The organism is Nocardia panacis (genome assembly GCF_003598715.1).
GTDB lineage: Bacteria > Actinomycetota > Actinomycetes > Mycobacteriales > Mycobacteriaceae > Nocardia > Nocardia panacis.
The window spans coordinates 1-16,005 of sequence record NZ_QZFU01000044.1; the positions used below are offsets into that span (position 1 = coordinate 1).

General features: G+C 68.0%; 13 protein-coding genes. 9 read left to right on the forward strand and 4 right to left on the reverse strand.

Annotated elements, in window-relative coordinates:
* Window positions 1–326: 326 nt before the first annotated feature.
* Window positions 327–791, forward strand: a complete 465-nt coding sequence (gene nrdR, locus D5S18_RS30260; protein ID WP_120044552.1) for a transcriptional regulator NrdR — start codon at window positions 327–329, stop codon at window positions 789–791.
* 21 nt (window positions 792–812) lie between these two features.
* On the opposite strand, the gene hrpA is transcribed toward nrdR, so the two are convergent.
* On the reverse strand, window positions 813–4,886 hold the full coding sequence (gene hrpA, locus D5S18_RS30265; protein WP_120044553.1) for an ATP-dependent RNA helicase HrpA: 4,074 nt from the start codon (window positions 4,884–4,886) through the stop codon (window positions 813–815).
* A gap of 366 nt (window positions 4,887–5,252) precedes the next feature.
* Between hrpA and D5S18_RS30270 the strand changes: the two genes are divergently transcribed.
* Window positions 5,253–6,476 (forward strand): aminotransferase family protein, encoded by a 1,224-nt coding sequence (locus D5S18_RS30270; protein WP_120044554.1) that lies wholly within the window; start codon window positions 5,253–5,255, stop codon window positions 6,474–6,476.
* A gap of 105 nt (window positions 6,477–6,581) precedes the next feature.
* Here the strand turns inward: D5S18_RS30270 and D5S18_RS30275 are convergent, their stop codons facing one another.
* A complete protein-coding gene (locus D5S18_RS30275; protein WP_158608034.1) occupies window positions 6,582–7,316 on the reverse strand; it encodes an SDR family NAD(P)-dependent oxidoreductase in 735 nt (244 codons plus the stop codon).
* 196 nt (window positions 7,317–7,512) lie between these two features.
* Here D5S18_RS30275 and D5S18_RS30280 point away from each other — a divergent pair, with 196 nt between their 5' ends.
* The 4 genes from D5S18_RS30280 to D5S18_RS30295 all read left to right on the forward strand — a co-directional run bounded on the left by D5S18_RS30280 (window position 7,513) and on the right by D5S18_RS30295 (window position 10,282).
* Window positions 7,513–8,535 (forward strand): AraC family transcriptional regulator, encoded by a 1,023-nt coding sequence (locus D5S18_RS30280; protein ID WP_239004095.1) that lies wholly within the window; start codon window positions 7,513–7,515, stop codon window positions 8,533–8,535.
* Between the two features lie 97 nt (window positions 8,536–8,632).
* A complete protein-coding gene (locus tag D5S18_RS30285; protein WP_158608035.1) occupies window positions 8,633–9,223 on the forward strand; it encodes a DUF5134 domain-containing protein in 591 nt (196 codons plus the stop codon).
* A 221-nt stretch (window positions 9,224–9,444) separates the two neighbouring features.
* Window positions 9,445–9,987, forward strand: a complete 543-nt coding sequence (locus tag D5S18_RS30290) for a sigma factor (protein ID WP_158608036.1) — start codon at window positions 9,445–9,447, stop codon at window positions 9,985–9,987.
* Window positions 9,980–10,282, forward strand: coding sequence for an RskA family anti-sigma factor (locus tag D5S18_RS30295; RefSeq protein ID WP_120044558.1), 303 nt, complete (start codon window positions 9,980–9,982; stop codon window positions 10,280–10,282). Before D5S18_RS30290 ends, D5S18_RS30295 begins: the two co-directional genes overlap by 8 nt.
* A 33-nt stretch (window positions 10,283–10,315) precedes the next feature.
* Here D5S18_RS30295 and D5S18_RS30300 read toward each other — a convergent pair whose 3' ends face one another.
* Window positions 10,316–10,990 carry a PhzF family phenazine biosynthesis protein gene (locus tag D5S18_RS30300; protein ID WP_120044559.1) on the reverse strand — a complete coding sequence of 225 codons (675 nt, stop codon included), beginning with the start codon at window positions 10,988–10,990 and terminating at the stop codon, window positions 10,316–10,318.
* 157 nt (window positions 10,991–11,147) lie between these two features.
* Between D5S18_RS30300 and D5S18_RS30305 the strand changes: the two genes are divergently transcribed.
* The 3 genes from D5S18_RS30305 to D5S18_RS30315 are packed head-to-tail and all read left to right on the forward strand — an operon-like array spanning window position 11,148 to window position 14,410.
* Complete coding sequence (locus D5S18_RS30305) at window positions 11,148–11,594, forward strand: helix-turn-helix transcriptional regulator (RefSeq protein ID WP_120044591.1); 447 nt, start codon at window positions 11,148–11,150, stop codon at window positions 11,592–11,594.
* Between the two features lie 5 nt (window positions 11,595–11,599).
* Complete coding sequence (locus D5S18_RS30310; protein ID WP_120044592.1) at window positions 11,600–12,010, forward strand: VOC family protein; 411 nt, start codon at window positions 11,600–11,602, stop codon at window positions 12,008–12,010.
* A gap of 33 nt (window positions 12,011–12,043) precedes the next feature.
* Window positions 12,044–14,410, forward strand: a complete 2,367-nt coding sequence (locus tag D5S18_RS30315) for an ATP-binding cassette domain-containing protein (RefSeq protein ID WP_120044560.1) — start codon at window positions 12,044–12,046, stop codon at window positions 14,408–14,410.
* Window positions 14,411–14,418: 8 nt separating this feature from the next.
* On the opposite strand, the gene D5S18_RS30320 is transcribed toward D5S18_RS30315, so the two are convergent.
* Window positions 14,419–15,960, reverse strand: a complete 1,542-nt coding sequence (locus tag D5S18_RS30320) for a S10 family peptidase (protein ID WP_203236993.1) — start codon at window positions 15,958–15,960, stop codon at window positions 14,419–14,421.
* Between the last annotated feature and the right edge of the window lie 45 nt (window positions 15,961–16,005).

Consider the following 16,005-nt stretch of genomic DNA (forward strand, 5'->3'; position numbering starts at 1 on the left):
GAGCGGTTTGTCTTGGCGGACAAGATCTCTCTACCAGTAGTTCCGCTGTCCTACTCTCATGCCCCCACGCGCACGACAACACGATCCACTTGACACCCAGCCCAACCCACTAACTGAGCGGCATTGGGCCTAGGCCACGTGGGGCCTAGTGCATAGCTGTCGGTTACCGGACAGGTATCCTCGAAATGCTATGGAGGTATACCGCGTGTCAACAGAGGTATACCTGCTCGCGGGTTCAGACCCCTGTACACGAGCTCGCTGGACCGATCGCCCCGATCGTGTGTCGGCCCGGTCGCGAGCGAGCGAATCGACAAAGGATCTCCCGGATGCATTGTCCGTACTGCCGACACCCTGACTCACGGGTGGTCGACTCGCGCGAGACCGAGGAAGGCACGGCCATCCGCAGGCGACGTTCCTGCCCGCAGTGTGGACGACGCTTCACCACGGTCGAGACCGCCATCCTGTCCGTCGTCAAACGCAGCGGTGTCACCGAACCGTTCAGCCGCGAAAAGGTCATTCGCGGTGTGCGCCGCGCCTGTCAGGGCCGCGAGGTCGACGACGACGCCCTGAACCTGCTGGCCCAGCAGGTGGAGGACGCCGTGCGCGCCAAGGGCTCCCCCGAGGTGCCCAGCCACGAGGTGGGCCTGGCCATCCTCGGCCCGCTGCGCGACCTGGACGAGGTGGCCTACCTGCGCTTCGCCTCGGTCTACCGCTCGTTCACCTCCGCCGAGGATTTCGAGCGGGAGATCACCGAGATGCGGCGCGTCCGTGCCGCCGCCGCGACCGAATGAGTTCGATCCGGTCGAACGGCGCTACCGGATCGTGGCGATGGCCTTCTCGATGCGCTTGGCGGAGACCGGATAGGGCGTCCCGAGGCGCTGGGCGAAGAGGCTGACCCGGAATTCCTCGATCATCCACCAGATCTCGGTGACGGCAGGGGAACCGCGGCGCGCCTCGGGCAGATTCGCGGTCGATCGGTCGTAGGCGGTCAGGACGCGGTCGAGTTCGACCATGCCCTGGCGGTCGCGCACGGCCGAACCCGGCAGCGCTTCCAACCGGATCAGTGCGGCCTGGAGATAGCGGGGGAGTTCGGCGAGTCGGGCCGCGCCCCACTCCGAGAGGAAACCGGGGAACACCAGCTCACCGAGTTGGTGGCGGACATCGTCGGCGATATCCCGCTCGGCGGTGTCGGCGAGCGCGGTCGAAACCCGGTGCGCCGCCGCGAGAATCGGCACCACCAGCCGGACGTAGCGGGCCACCGCGGCGGTGAGTTCGGGCCGGATGCGGGCCACCAGGGCATCGAAGCGGTCCGGGCTGCGCACCGGTCCGCCCGCCGCGGCGATGAGCTCATCGGCCGCGGCGGCGCGACAGTCCTCGATCAGCGCGTCCAGCGAGCCGTACGGATTCTGGCTCAGCGCCAGGCGTTCGGCCGGGCGCAGTGCGGCGGTGACGGTGCGCACCGAAGTGGGAATGGCGTGCAGCACCAGCGCCCTGGTGCCCGCGCGCATCGCGTTCGCCTGCGCCGCCGGGGAACTGAGCACCCGCACGGCCACACCGTCGCCCTCGGGAACCAGCGCGGGATAGCCGGTGACGGTCTGTCCGCCGACCTCGCGCCGCACCGATTCATCCAGGCTGCCCAGCGATTCCGAGGTCCACACCGTGGTCGCGGACCGCTCCGAGGCTGCGGCGGCGGCCGCGACAGAGGCGGAAACCTGTTCGGCCAGTCGCGTTTTCAGCGCCGCCAGACTCTTGCCGGAGGCGACGTCGGCGCCGGAGGCGTCGGTGGCGGCGAAGGTCATGCGCAGGTGATCGGGGAGCGCGGTGGGATCCAGATCCGCGGCGGTGATGGTGACCGCGCCCAGCCGCGACAACTCTCGCGCCAGTCCGGTCCGCAGCGGTTCGGCGCGCGGGGTGAGCGCGGCCAGCGCGGCGGCGGCGAAATCCGGTGCGGGAACCACGCTGCGCCGCAATGTCTTCGGCAGCGTCTTGATCAGCGCGGCGGCCAACTCCTCGCGCATGCCCGGCACCAGCCAGTCGAAGCCGACCGCCCGCACGTGGGCCAGTTGCGCGATCGGAATGCGCACGGTGACACCGTCTTCGGCCTGACCCGGTTCGAATTGATAGGTGAGCGGGAAACTCAGCTCGCCCTGCCGCCAGGCGTCCGGGAAGTCGGTCGGGTCCAAGGCGGCGGCTCCGGCATTGACGACGGTCTCGGCCGAGAAGTCCAACTGTGTCGGATCCTGGCGCCGCGCGGTGCGCCACCAACTGTCGAAATGGCGCACCGAGACGATATCGGCCGGGATGCGCCGGTCGTAGAACTCGAACAGCACCTCGTCGTCGACCAGGATGTCGCGGCGGCGCGCCCGATGCTCCAGATCGGCGACATCCTCGAGCAGCGCGCGATTGCGATGGAAGAACTCGTGTCTGGTCTGCCACTCGCCTTGGACCAGCGCGTGCCGGAGGAACAGTTCGCGGGCCAGTTCCGGGTCGATGCGGCCGAAGTCGACCGCCCGCCCGGTGACCAGCGGGATCCCGTACAGCGTGACCCGCTCGTAGGCCATGGCCGCACCCCGCTTGGCCGACCAGTGCGGTTCGGAGTAGGTGCGCTTGACCAGATCGCCGGCGAGCCGCTCGGCCCATTCCGGTTCCACCCGCGCGGCCATCCGGCCCCACAGGCGGGAGGTCTCCACCAGTTCGGCGGCCATCACCCAGCGCGGCGGCTTCTTGGCCAGCGCGGAGCCGGGGAAGATCATGAATTTGGCATTGCGCGCGCCGAGGAATTCACGGGTCTCGGCCTCGCGCACGCCGAGGTGCGAGAGCATGCCCGACAGCAGGGCCTGATGGATACCCGTTGCGTCCCAGGGTAATTCGTCGGAGACTTCCCCTACCGCAGCTGGAGGCTTCGCGCGGCCCGCCGCGGCGGCGCGACCCTTTCTCGCGCGTTCGTCACTCTTGGCAGTCCCTGTGTCACCGCCGGTTTCGCGCGGCTCGCGATCCTCGACGGGATGCAAGGTCCAGCCGAGGCTGCGCGTGATGGTCCGCAACTGCCCGTGCAGATCCTGCCACTCCCTGATCCGCAGATAGTGCAGGAATTCCTCGCGGCACATCCGGCGGAACTGATTGGACGACAGCGCCTTGCGCCGCTCGGCCAGATACTCCCACAACCGCAGGTAGGCCAGGAAATCGGAGTTCTCCACCACGAACCGGGCGTGTTTGGTGTCGGCGGCCTGCTGGAATTCCACCGGGCGCTCGCGCACATCCTGGATCGACAGCGCCGCCACGATGATCAGCACATCGGCCAGGTTGCCGGTGCGGTTGGCCTGCACCAGCATTCGCGCCATGCGCGGATCCACCGGCAACTGCGCCATCTCCCGGCCGATCTCGGTGAGCGTCAGGCCCGCCTCGGCCTCGCCTGCGGCACCGCCCGCCGCGCGCGCGAGCGCACCCAACTCCTCGAGCAGCGCGACACCGTCGCGAATGGCCCGCCGGTCGGGCGCCTCGACGAACGGGAAGCCCTCGATATCACCGAGCCCCAGCGCCGTCATCTGGAGGATGACCGCGGCGAGGTTGGTGCGCAGGATCTCCGGTTCGGTGAAGGCGGGCCGCGCCTCGAAATCGTCCTCGGCATACAGACGAATAGCGATACCGTCGGCGACCCGGCCGCAGCGACCCGAGCGCTGCCGCGCCGAGGCTTGGGAAATGGGTTCGATGGGCAGCCGCTGCACCTTGGTGCGCATCGAATAGCGCGAGATGCGCGCCGTGCCGGGATCGATGACGTAGCGGATACCGGGCACCGTCAGCGAGGTCTCGGCGACATTGGTGGCCAGCACCACGCGTCTTCCAGTGTGCGACTGGAAGACCCGGTGCTGCTCGGCCGCCGAGAGCCGCGCGTACAGCGGCACGATCTCGGTGCGCGGCAGCTTCAGTTCGCGCAGCGCGTCGGCGGTGTCGCGGATCTCGCGTTCCCCGGAGAGGAAGACCAGCACATCGCCGTCGCCTGCGGCGAACAATTCGTCGACCGCGTCGGCGATGGCGTCGGTGGGATCGCGGTCGAGGACCGCGGTGTCCTCGTCGTCGGGATCGTCGGTGGCCGGAAGCTCCAGCGACAGTGGGCGATAGCGGATCTCGACCGGAAACGAGCGGCCCGAGACCTCCACGATGGGCGCGGGTTCGCCCCGCTCGTCGGCGAAGTGCCGGGCGAACAGTTCCGGATCGATGGTGGCCGAGGTGATGATCACTTTGAGATCGGGCCTGCGCGGCAGCAACTGCTTGAGATAGCCGAGCAGGAAGTCGATATTGAGGCTGCGCTCGTGCGCCTCGTCGATGATGATCGTGTCGTAGCGGCGCAGCAGTCGGTCGCGCTGGATCTCGGCGAGCAGGATGCCGTCGGTCATCAGTTTGATCAGTGTGCGCTCGGAGGCCTGATCGGTGAATCGGACCGTATAGCCGACGATATCGCCGAGTTCGGTGTGCAGTTCCTCGGCGATGCGCTCGGCGACGGTGCGGGCGGCGAGGCGGCGCGGCTGGGTGTGCCCGATGACGCCCCGGATGCCGCGCCCGAGTTCGAGGCAGATCTTGGGGATCTGCGTGGTCTTGCCCGATCCGGTCTCGCCCGCCACGATCACCACCTGGTGGGCGGCGATGGCCGCGGCGATATCATCGCGCCGGGCCGAGACGGGGAGTTGCTCGGGATACTCGATGGCGGGGACCGCCGCGCGCCGGGCCGCCACTCGCGCCTCGGCGGCGGCGATCTCGGCTTCGACGGCGGTCAGGTCGCCGCCGCGGGCGCGGTCGAGGCGGCGTCGCAATCGGTGTTCGTCGCGCAGGGTCACCGCGTCCAGACGGGTGCGTAGCTCGCGGAGACTCACGTCGGCTGTCCTGGTCATTGCGCTCCCAGCCTAGCGAAAGATCCCCTGCGGTTCGCAGCGCGGCCCGGTGCGGGTGGTGGCGGTGTTCGAAACGGGTCCTCGGCAGGGCCAAGCCTACGGTTCGAGCGCGGCGCGCCCGGATTGCGCGCCCGCCTAGGCGATCTCGTTCTTATTCCGGTGCGGCGTGCCCGAACGTGGTTCGGCGGCGGTGGATTCGGTCCAGGCCGGTTCGGCGCGCAGGCACTCGTCCTCGATGAGGCGTAGTCCGGTTGCGTCTCGGCGCGTTCGAGTGCGTGGAACGGGTCGTCGTCCGCGGCAAGATCTCGCTGCGAGTCGGTAACCCGGTTCGTACTGTGACGCCACCTGCCTGGTAAGGGTGGAGGCATGGATGCGCTATGGCATGGATTCGCCGATATGGGGGCCGTCACCCGTGACGGTGTGTTCGCGGTCGCGCGCGGCGAGGGCGCCTACGTCTACGACGCGGCGGGCGCCCGCTACCTCGACGCCACCGCGGGGCTGTGGTTCACCAATGTCGGGCACGGCCGCGGCGAGATCGCGGATGCCGTCGCCGCCCAGTTGCGTCGGATCGCGCACTACTCCAATTTCGGCGATATCACCGAGCCGGTGACCCAAGCGCTGGCCGAACGGCTCAGCGCCATCGGGCCGGTTCCCGGCAGCAAGATCTTCTTCACCTCCGGCGGCTCCGACTCGGTGGACACCGCCGCCAAACTCGCCCGCCGCTACTGGCACGAACTCGGCCGTCCCGGCAAGACCATCGTCGTCGGACGGCAGCGCGCCTATCACGGCATGCACGTCGCGGGTACCGCGCTGGCGGGCATCCCGGTCAACCGGGAGGGCTACGGCGAACTGATGCCCGACACCCGCACCATCGCCTGGGACGAGGCCAAGGCGCTGCTCGCCCTGATCGAGGAGGTGGGCGCGGAGCGCATCGCCGCCTTCTTCTGCGAACCGATCATCGGCGCGGGCGGGATCTACCTGCCGCCCGAGAGGTACCTCGCCGAGGTGCGCCGCATCTGCCGCGATCACGACATCCTCTTCGTCGCCGACGAGGTCGTCACCGGATTCGGGCGGATCGGCGGGTCCTGGTTCGCCTCGACGCGTTTCGGTCTGGAACCGGACCTGATGACCACGGCCAAGGGCCTGACCTCCGGTTACCTGCCGATGGGCGCGGTATTCATCGCCCCGCACATCGCCGAACCGTTTTTCGCGGGCGGCGTCTGGTGGCGGCACGGCTACACCTACGGCGGACACGCGGGTTCCGCCGCCGCGGCCATGGCCAACCTCGACATCATCGAGCGTGAGGGCCTGCTCGATGCCGCCGCGCGCCTCGAGACGACCCTGCACGCGAAGCTGGCCCCGCTGGCCGAGCACCCCCGCGTCGCCGAGATCCGCAGCGGCGTCGGCGCGGTGGCCGCCGTGCAGCTCGCCGATCCGGCCGAGGGCCTGTCCATGGTGAAAACCCTACGTGCCCACGGTATTTCGGGTCGGGCCGCAGGCCAGGGCGCGATGCAGATCTCGCCGTCGTTCGTGATGACCGACGAACAGGTCGACGAACTCGTCGCCGGATTCGTCGCCGCGCTGGGCTGAGTTCGCGGGTATTCGGCGAAACCTGGTCGGCGCCGAGCTCACGCGGCGCGACGTGAGCTCGGCGCGGACCGTGCTTCACCGAAACCCGCTATTGCACAAACCTGTTCAACCCAACAGGGCGGGCGTCCGCGCCCCGAGCAACCGGCGCGCTGCCTCGCGCACGGCCGCGCCGCGCGCCGCGCCCGGCCTGCGCACGGTGATGAGTCCGCCCAGTTGGCGCGCCACACAGGCGACGACGGTGTCCGCCACCGCCTCGGTATCGCAGACCGCCCCGGCGGCCACCGTGCTGACCGTGACCCCGTGTTCGGCGAACTCTCGATCCAGCGCCGCGCCCAATCCGACGACGCCGTGCCTGGTGGCGGTGTACACCGCGATCCCGAGCGCGCCGGGCACGCCCGCGGCGGTGCCGATATTCACGATCTGCCCGTGCCCTTGTTCGACGAAACGCGCTGCGGCGAGCCGAGTTCCGGTGATGACCGCGCGCAGGTTCACATCGATCTGCCGATCGGCCTCCGCCTCGGTCTCGGCGAGGAACGCGCCGCCGGTCGGCACGATATCGGCGGCGTTGACCACCACATCGAGTCCGCCGAGTTTGCGGTCCGCGCAGGTGAGAAAGCCCGCGAACCCAAGGGAATCGGTGACGTCGAGGGGAAGGCCGACCACCGTGCCGCCATGGATGCGGACGAGGTGATCGGCGAGGGCACGCACGGATCCGCTGTCCATGTCCCCTATCGCGATATCGGCCCCCTCGGCCAGGAATGCCAGTGCGGTCTCGCGTCCGATGCCGTGCGCGCCACCGGTGATCGCGACGCGTTTGCCCGCAAGTGTCTTTCTGGACATATGTTTTCGCCTGCCTCCTTCTGCCCTAGACGCTAGGTGGTCGCCACCGCGTCGTTCCATGCGATAACGGGTCACGCTGTTACGGTTACCGGCCACCTCGGCAACCGGGAGGGCATGGAAAGCGGCTGTGCGGATGTCCTTTCGATGTCCGGCCAAAACCTTGCCGATTTCGGCCGGCGGAGGAAACCATGGGGTGGTGGCCGCTTGGGAATGGCGGCGGTCGGTGGACAATGCGGTGATCCTGGTGGAGGTTGCCGAGGATCACGGGCTCGGTCGCACCGACTGCCTGCGCGACACCGGTATCGATCCGATCCTGCTCGAGACCCCCGGTGCGGAAATACCCGCGTCCCAGGAGATTTCACTGGCCCGCAATATCGTGACCGCCCTCGGCGACGAGTACGGCCTCGGCATCGAGGCGGGAACCCGCACCCGCATCACCACTTTGGGTATCTTCGCCCTCGCGGTGATGAGCAGCCCCACCCAGCGCGCGGCCATCGAGGTGGCCATGCGCTATTTCAGCCTGATGACCTCCTTCGCCCGCGCCTGGCACCGGTACGAGGGCGATGAGATGCTGCTCTACCTCGACGACAGGGATGTGCCGCGCGAGGTGCGCGGTTTCCTGCTGGAGCGCGATGTGTCGGCGCTGCTGACGAATTGGCTGCTCGTCTTCGGTGCGCCGCCGCCGGTCAAGCGGGCCGAGATCGCGGCCGGACTGCGCGAGCGGATCCGGCCCGCGCTGGAGGATTTCGCCATCCCCAATTCCGAGGGTGTCGGCCCGCACCTGGCGGTGTTCGACACCACGCAGATCGACGGTCCGATGCCGCACGCGAGTCCGCTCACCGCGTTGCTGTTCGACGAGCGGTGCGCGGAACTGCTGGAGCGGCGCGGGATGCGACAGGGGGTGGCGGGCGCGGTGCGGCAGATCCTCATGCACCGCATGAACGGTCGCATCACCCAGCAGGATGTGGCCGCCACCATGCATATGAGTCTGCGCACCATGCGTCGCCGCCTCGCCGACGAGGGCACCTCCTATCGGCGGTTGTGCGCGCAGACCTTCGGCAGCCTCGCCGAGGAACTGCTGTCCACCGGGCTGACCGTCGAGGATGTCGCCTATCGCATGGGCTATTCCGGTGCGCCCAGCTTCTCCAACGCGTTCAAACAGTGGCGCGGGATCTCGCCGGGGCGCTTCGCCCGCGAGGCGGGGGCGCGCGCCCGGTGAATTCGGCGCGCGCGTACCGGATTCGGGAATACCGATGCCGGGGTGTCGCCGGGTCGGATGCGAGCATGGTGGGCGATGCGGTGAAAGGCGGTGCGGTGTGGCGGAGTTCGTCGAGCACTACGGTGCGCTGCGATGGACGGCGCTGCTCGCCTTCGTCGCGGCGGGCGCGATGGTCGGCGCGCGGTTGCGACCGGTCCGTCCCGTCGCGGTGAATTCCGGTTCGGTGCTTGCCGATTCGGCGGTTTGCCGGGAGTCCGACGCGGCGCACCTGCTGATGTGCCTGGTCATGATCGTCATGCTGATCTTCCCCCGCGCCCATGCCCTCGGCAATGTGCTCACCGCCATGACCGTGGCCTATGCCGGATTGCTCGTCGCGCGCCTCGCCGAGTGGCGCGGCGCCGCCCGGCCGGGAGCCCGCCATCGGGCGCTCGCCATCGGCTATCACGTCCTCGCGGCGGCGGCCATGTGGTACGCCATGTCCGGTCATTCCACTGGTGGTCCCGCGCTCGTTCCGACCGCGCTTCTCGTGGCCCTCTTCGTCATCGACGCCTGCGTCGGCCTCTACAGTGCCGTCGCTGCCCGCCCCTTGCACTGGCCGCACCCTGTGCCCGGCCGCTGGTCCCTGCTTTCGCATATCGTCATGGATCTCGGCACCGCCTACATGCTGGTGGCCGCCATCTGGCGCTGAGTCGCCCGTGATTCAGCCCGCTGAGTGGCCGAGTTCATTTGCCCGCATCGGTCCGATGCGCGGCCGAATTGATCTCGCCCGGTGCGCATTCGAATCAGTAGACGCGGCAACCGAATTCGACCCGAAATGGGTGATGCCCCGGCGATTCCAGGATTTCGGACGAATCGGGTCGACAGACCAATCCGGACGCGATCGGCCACCGAACATTCGGTATGGCGGGCATGGAGTCGGCAAGGCGTGGCGGTGGCCGGATCGCGCGGGAGCGCGCGACGGTGGACGAGCGGCTGCGTCGACTGCTGCGCGCTGCCGGAGCGGGCGATCGTGCGGCGTTCCGGCGCTTCTATCGGATGACAGCGCCGCGGGCATACGGGTTGGCGCTGCGGATATCGAATGATCGGGCGGTGGCGGAGGAAGTGACGCGGGAGGTGTATCTGCGGATGTGGTCGGCGGCACGACAATCCGCGGTGGACGGTGCGGCCGAGTGGGGCGGCCCGATGGGGTGGGTGATCGCGCTGACCCATCGGGCCGCGATCGAGCGGCTGCGCGACGCGGCCGAATTCGGCTGTGGGTCAGGGCATTCGATCTCCGATCCGGCCGAGTGGCCGGGGGCGCGGACGGGTGATCGGGCGATCCTCGGACCGATCTATTTCGGGGGCCGAACCTATCGCGAAGCGGCCCAGCGTCTTTCGCTGCCGGTCGCGGTGGTGCGGGCGCGTCTGGTAGCGGTGCTGTCCGGACTGGCGGGGGAGTGCGCGGATGGTTGAGCGAGCCCGCCCCGATTCGGGCCTGTTGGATCTGGCCTATCCCTACGCGCTGGACGCGGTCGCCGAGATCGAGCGCCGACATATCGAGTCCCGGCTCGCCGCCGCCGACCCGAACATCAGATATGCCTTCCTGGAGATCGTGCGCACCACGCGGGAGGTGCTGGCGCGCCTGGCGGTGCTCTACGAGACCCGACCGCCTTCCCGGCTGGAGTCCCGCGTCATGGCAGCGCTCGACACCAGGCCCGTCCCGCCGTGGCGGCGCGGATTCGGGTTGTTCCGGCTGTCCTCGCGGTGACCTCGCGCGCCGCGTCGGACCTTGCCCGCCGCGTCAGACCTCGACGGGTGCGGCGGGCACCACTCGGCCGCCCAGGCGCACCCACCCGTCGGAATCCCATTCGGTGAACAACTGCGAACCGGTGCCCTGGGTGATCTTCAGTCCGCGGCGCAGCAGCGCGGTGATGGCGACGGCCGCCGCCCCGGTGGCCTGGTCCTCGGCGATGCCGAGACCGGGGGCGAACATCCGGGAGCGGATCTCGCCGCGTGACTCGTCCACCCAGCACCAGACGTAGTGCTGGCCCTCCGAATAGTCCTCCGAGCGCAGGGCCAGCACCTCCTCGGCGGCGCCGACCTCGGCGAAGGTGAACCTGGGCGCCCATTCGGCGCGCGCCCGCACCCAGGTGAGCCCATCGGTGAACTGGGCCGCGACCGGACCCGCGGGCACCTCCAGGGTGTGCACCACCTGCCCCTGCTCGGCCAACCACCACGCGGTGCCCACGGTGGGGTGTCCGGCGAATGGTAGTTCGATGGTGGGGGTGTAGATGCGCACCCGCGCCACCCCGTCCACCGCGTCGGCGACGAAGACCGTCTCGCTGAAGCCGAGCTGCTCGGCGGTGTGCTGGCGCGCATTCTCGGCGATCTCGCTCGCCCGCGCCACCCCCAGTTCATTGCCGAATTGACCGGCCGCATCGGTGAATACGCGTACCACATCAACCTGTGTGCCCATGCCGTCAAAGCGTACCCGCGCGAGGAAAGCGCCTATACGACCGTTTGGTGTCGCCGACGTCGAGCCGCCGCTCTTCCCTTGCCGAGTACCTGGGCGACCATGGCATCGGGGCGCGCGAATCTCGACCGAGTCCGGCCCCGTGTGGCACGATGCGCAGGTGAGCAGCACCCCAGCCGAGCAGCGCCTGCGGGATCTGGCCCGCCTGCGTCGCGTCCGCGACCGCATCGACCGGGAGTACGCCCAACCGCTCGACGTCGAGGCGCTGGCCCGCGACGCGCACATCTCGGCAGGCCACCTGAGCCGCCAATTCCGGGCCGCCTACGGCGAATCGCCCTACGCGTACCTGATGACCCGCCGGATCGAGCGCGCCATGGCCCTGCTGCGGCGCGGCGATCTGAGCGTCACCGAGGTCTGCTTCGCGGTCGGCTGCTCCTCGCTGGGCACCTTCAGCACCCGATTCACCGAATTGGTCGGTGTACCGCCAAGCGTCTACCGGCGCGAGGCGGCCGACGCCACCGAGGGCATGCCCTCCTGCGTGGCCAAACAGGTCACCAGACCGATCAGGAATCGAGAAGCATCGGCAACCGAGCCGCAATTAGCGTGAAAGCCATGGACATCACCATCAATGCCAGCTTTCTCCCGCAGGACGACCCGGCCGCCGCCCTCGCCTTCTACCGCGATCTGCTCGGCTTCGAGGTCCGCAAGGACGTCGGATACAACGGCATGCACTGGATCACCGTCGGTCCCGTCGATCAGCCCGATACCGCCATCGTCCTGTACCCGCCCGCCGCGACACCGGGTCTCACCGAGGACGAGCGCCGCACCGTCACCGAGATGATGGCCAAGGGCACCTATGGCAGCATTCTGTTGGCAACCAAGGATGTCGACGACGCCTTCGAGAAGTTGCAGGCGGGCAGCGCCGAGGTCGTCCAGGAACCCGCCGATCAGCCCTACGGGGTGCGCGACTGCGCCTTCCGCGATCCGGCGGGCAATCTCGTCCGCATCCAGGAAGTGCGCTGAGCCCACCCATCCGCGAACCCTCCAGGGAGATCAATGAGCCCCGCGCGCGCATCGCACCTCGCCGACAGTCACGACCTGATCCGCGTGCACGGCGCGCGGGTGAACAATCTCAAGGACATCAGCCTCGAGATACCCAAACGGAGGCTGACCGTCTTCACCGGCGTCTCCGGATCGGGTAAGAGTTCGCTGGTGTTCGGCACCGTCGCCGCCGAATCGCAGCGCCTGATCAACGAGACCTACAGCGCCTTCGTCCAGGGCTTCATGCCGACGCTGACCCGCCCAGAAGTCGACGTGCTCGACGGTCTGACGACCGCGATCATCGTCGACCAGCAGCGCATGGGCGCGGATCCGCGCTCCACGGTGGGCACCGCCACCGACGCCAACGCCATGCTGCGCATCCTGTTCAGCAGACTGGGCACACCGCACATCGGCTCGCCGCAGGCGTTCTCGTTCAATGTCGCCACCGTGCGGGGCAGCGGCGCGATCACCGTCGAACGCGGCAACAAGCGGGCCGAGAAGCGCACCTTCGAGCGAATCGGCGGGATGTGTCCGCGCTGCGAGGGGCGGGGCGCGATCTCCGATATCGATCTGACCCAGCTCTACGACGATTCGAAGGCGCTCTCGGAGGATCCGTTCACGATTCCGGGCTACACCGGTGACGGCTGGGTGGTCCGGGTGATCCGCGAGTGCGGATTCTTCGATCCGGACAAGCCGATCCGCAAGTTCACCAAGCGCGAGTCGCACGACTTCCTCTACCGGGAGCCGACGAAGGTCAAGATCAACGGCATCAACCTGACCTACGAGGGTCTGGTCCCCAAGATTCAGAAGTCGATGCTCAACCGGGATCAGGAGACGCTGCAACCGCATATCCGCGCCTTCGTTGAGCGGGCGGTCACCTTCACCACCTGCCCGGACTGCGCGGGCACCCGACTCAGCGAGACGGCCAGATCCGCGCGCATCGACGGGATGAATATCGCCGACCTGTGCGCGATGCAGATCAGCGATCTGGCCGACTGGGTCCGCGACCGCGCCGATCCGTCGGTCGCGCCGCTGCTGACCAGCCTGCGCCACACCCTGGACTCCTTCGTGGAGATCGGGCTCGGCTACCTCGCGCTGGAGCGCCCGTCGGGCACCCTGTCGGGCGGGGAGGCGCAGCGGGTGAAGATGATCGGACATCTCGGATCCTCGCTCACCGATATCACCTATGTCTTCGACGAGCCGACGATCGGGCTGCACCCGCACGATATCGAGCGGATGAACAAGTTGCTGCTGCGCCTGCGGGACAAGGGCAATACCGTGCTCGTGGTCGAGCACAAACCGGAGACCATCGCCATCGCCGATCACATCGTCGATCTCGGTCCCGGCGCGGGTTCCGGCGGCGGCGCCATCTGCTTCGAGGGCACGGTGGCCGGTCTGCGCAAGAGCGGCACGATCACCGGCCGCCACTTCGACGATCGCGCCGCGCTCAAGAAGACGATGCGAAAGGCCAAGGGGTCATTGGCGATTCGCGGCGCCTCCACGCACAACCTGCAGGAGGTCGACGTGGATATCCCGCTCGGCGTGCTGGTGGTGGTGACGGGTGTGGCGGGCTCGGGCAAGAGTTCACTCGTGCACGGCTCGATGCCCAAGGACGCGGAGGTGGTCTCGGTGGATCAGACCGCCATCCGGGGTTCGCGGCGCAGCAATCCGGCCACCTACACCGGTCTGCTCGAACCGATCCGCAAGGCCTTCGCCAAGGCCAACGGGGTGAAACCCGCGCTGTTCAGCGCCAATTCGGAAGGCGCGTGCCCCAACTGCAATGGTGCGGGCGTGGTCTACACCGATCTGGGCATGATGGCCGGGGTCAGCACCGTCTGCGAGGAATGCGACGGCAAGCGCTATCAGGCCGCTGTCCTCGAATACCACTTCGGCGGTCGCGATATCAGCGAGGTGCTCGCCATGTCGGTCGACGAGGCCGCGGCGTTCTTCGGTTCCGAGGCCGCGCGACTACCGGCGGCCCATGCCATTCTGACGCGGCTGGTCGAGGTCGGTCTCGGCTATCTCGGTCTGGGACAACCGCTCACCACACTGTCCGGCGGTGAGCGGCAGCGGCTGAAGATGGCCACCCATATGGCCGACAAGGGCGGTATCTACGTCCTCGACGAGCCAACGGCCGGGCTGCATCTCGCCGATGTCGAACATCTGCTCGGCCTGCTGGACCGGCTGGTCGACGCGGGCAAATCGGTGATCGTGGTGGAACACCACCAGGCCGTGATGGCGCACGCCGACTGGATCATCGACCTCGGTCCCGGTGCGGGCCACGACGGTGGCCGGATCGTCTTCGAAGGCACCCCCGCCGAACTCGTCGCCGGACGCGCCACCCTCACCGGCGAACACCTCGCCGATTACGTGCGTGTCTGACCAGGGTCCTACTCCGCGCGCAGCGACAGGACCCGGCTCAGCGCCGCCCTGTCGCTGACCACATCGTGATACAGCGCCACCAGATCCTGTTTGAGCGCGGTGCGCGAATGACCGTCGAGGTAGACCATGTGCCCCGACTGGTAGAAGCGGATGGTCAGGTTCCGGCGCACCGCGGGATCCTGCAGCGGCATCGCCGCGAGATCCAGCACGGTCTGGTGGAACGGGGTGACGAAATCGAAGTAGCCATTGGCCGAGAGCACCTTCAGGTCCACATTGATCGCCATGACGGCCGCCAAATCGCCTGCGGTGTAGAGGGATCCGGCAGGCTGCTTGGCACCGGTCGGGTCGGTGTGCGTGAAATCCCAGCCGTGGAAGACCTGATCGTTGAGGTCGGTGAACGACGAGTTCGAGGTGTACTTCAGTTGTTCGTTGAGATACCAGTTCCACATGGCGGTGTAGACGCCGGAGACGGCGGCCATGGTCGGATCGTTGCCGCCGGAATTCGGGTCGACCCGGCCCGCGATACCGGAGTCGATTCCGGTGACCCGGCCGTCATAGGCGCCGAGCGCGAGATTCCGGTCGGCCAGCAGCGCGGTGAGGAACGGGTATCCGATGAGCAGACTCCACGAGGTGAGCGTCGTCTTGTCGATGCCCGTGTACGCGGCGAGCTGGTCGACCGTGGCCGGGTCCGGCTTCGGGAAGGCCTGCAGCGCCGCCAGATACGGTCCATCGGCGAAGTCCTCGACTTGCGCGGCGAAGGCGGCGAGCTCGGTCGGCGGTGGGGTGACGCCGAGCCGCCGGTGATACCAGGCGTCGGCGGCGGCCGTCGGCAGCAGACCGATCGGATTGCCGACCTGCCGATAGTCCAGAATCGATGACAGCAGCGTGATGCCGTTCAAATCGACGCCGTCCTCGTGCAGTCGATAGGCGACCACACAGCTGCGCGGCGTGCCGTAGGACTCGCCGAACAGGAATTTGGGGGAGTTCCACCGATTGTTCTTGGTGAGGTAGCGCTTGATGAAATCCTTGATGGATTCCGCGTCCTGGTCCACACCCCAGAATTCCCGATTCCGGTGCGGGGCGACGGCCGCGGAATATCCGGTGCCCACCGGATTGATGAACACCAGATCGCTGCGGTCGATCAGGCTGTCGGGATTGTCCTCCATCGAATACGGCGCGGGCGGAGTGAAATCCGGCAGTTTGGTCTTGATGCGTCGCGGCGCGAACGAGCCGAGCAGAACGAACACCGCCGATGAACCCGGACCACCGTTGTAGAAGAAGGTGACCGGTCTGTCCTCCTCGCGGGCGCCGTCCTCGGTGAAGGCGACATAGAACATCTTCGCGTTCGGCTGCGAACTGCTCGGATCCACCGTCACCAGATGGCCCGCCGTGGCCGTGTAGGCGATATCGCGGCCACCGACGGTAATCGAATGATGGGTGACGGCGGCCGTTTCGGCGGTGTCGGTGACATTGTCGTCCGGACCGTTCCCGTAGATCACCGGATCGAAGAAAGGCTGATCGGGATTCGGGTTCTGCTGCTCTGTGCTCATGGCTTCTCGCATCCCCAAGACGACTGGAATACCAGGCTACAAGCT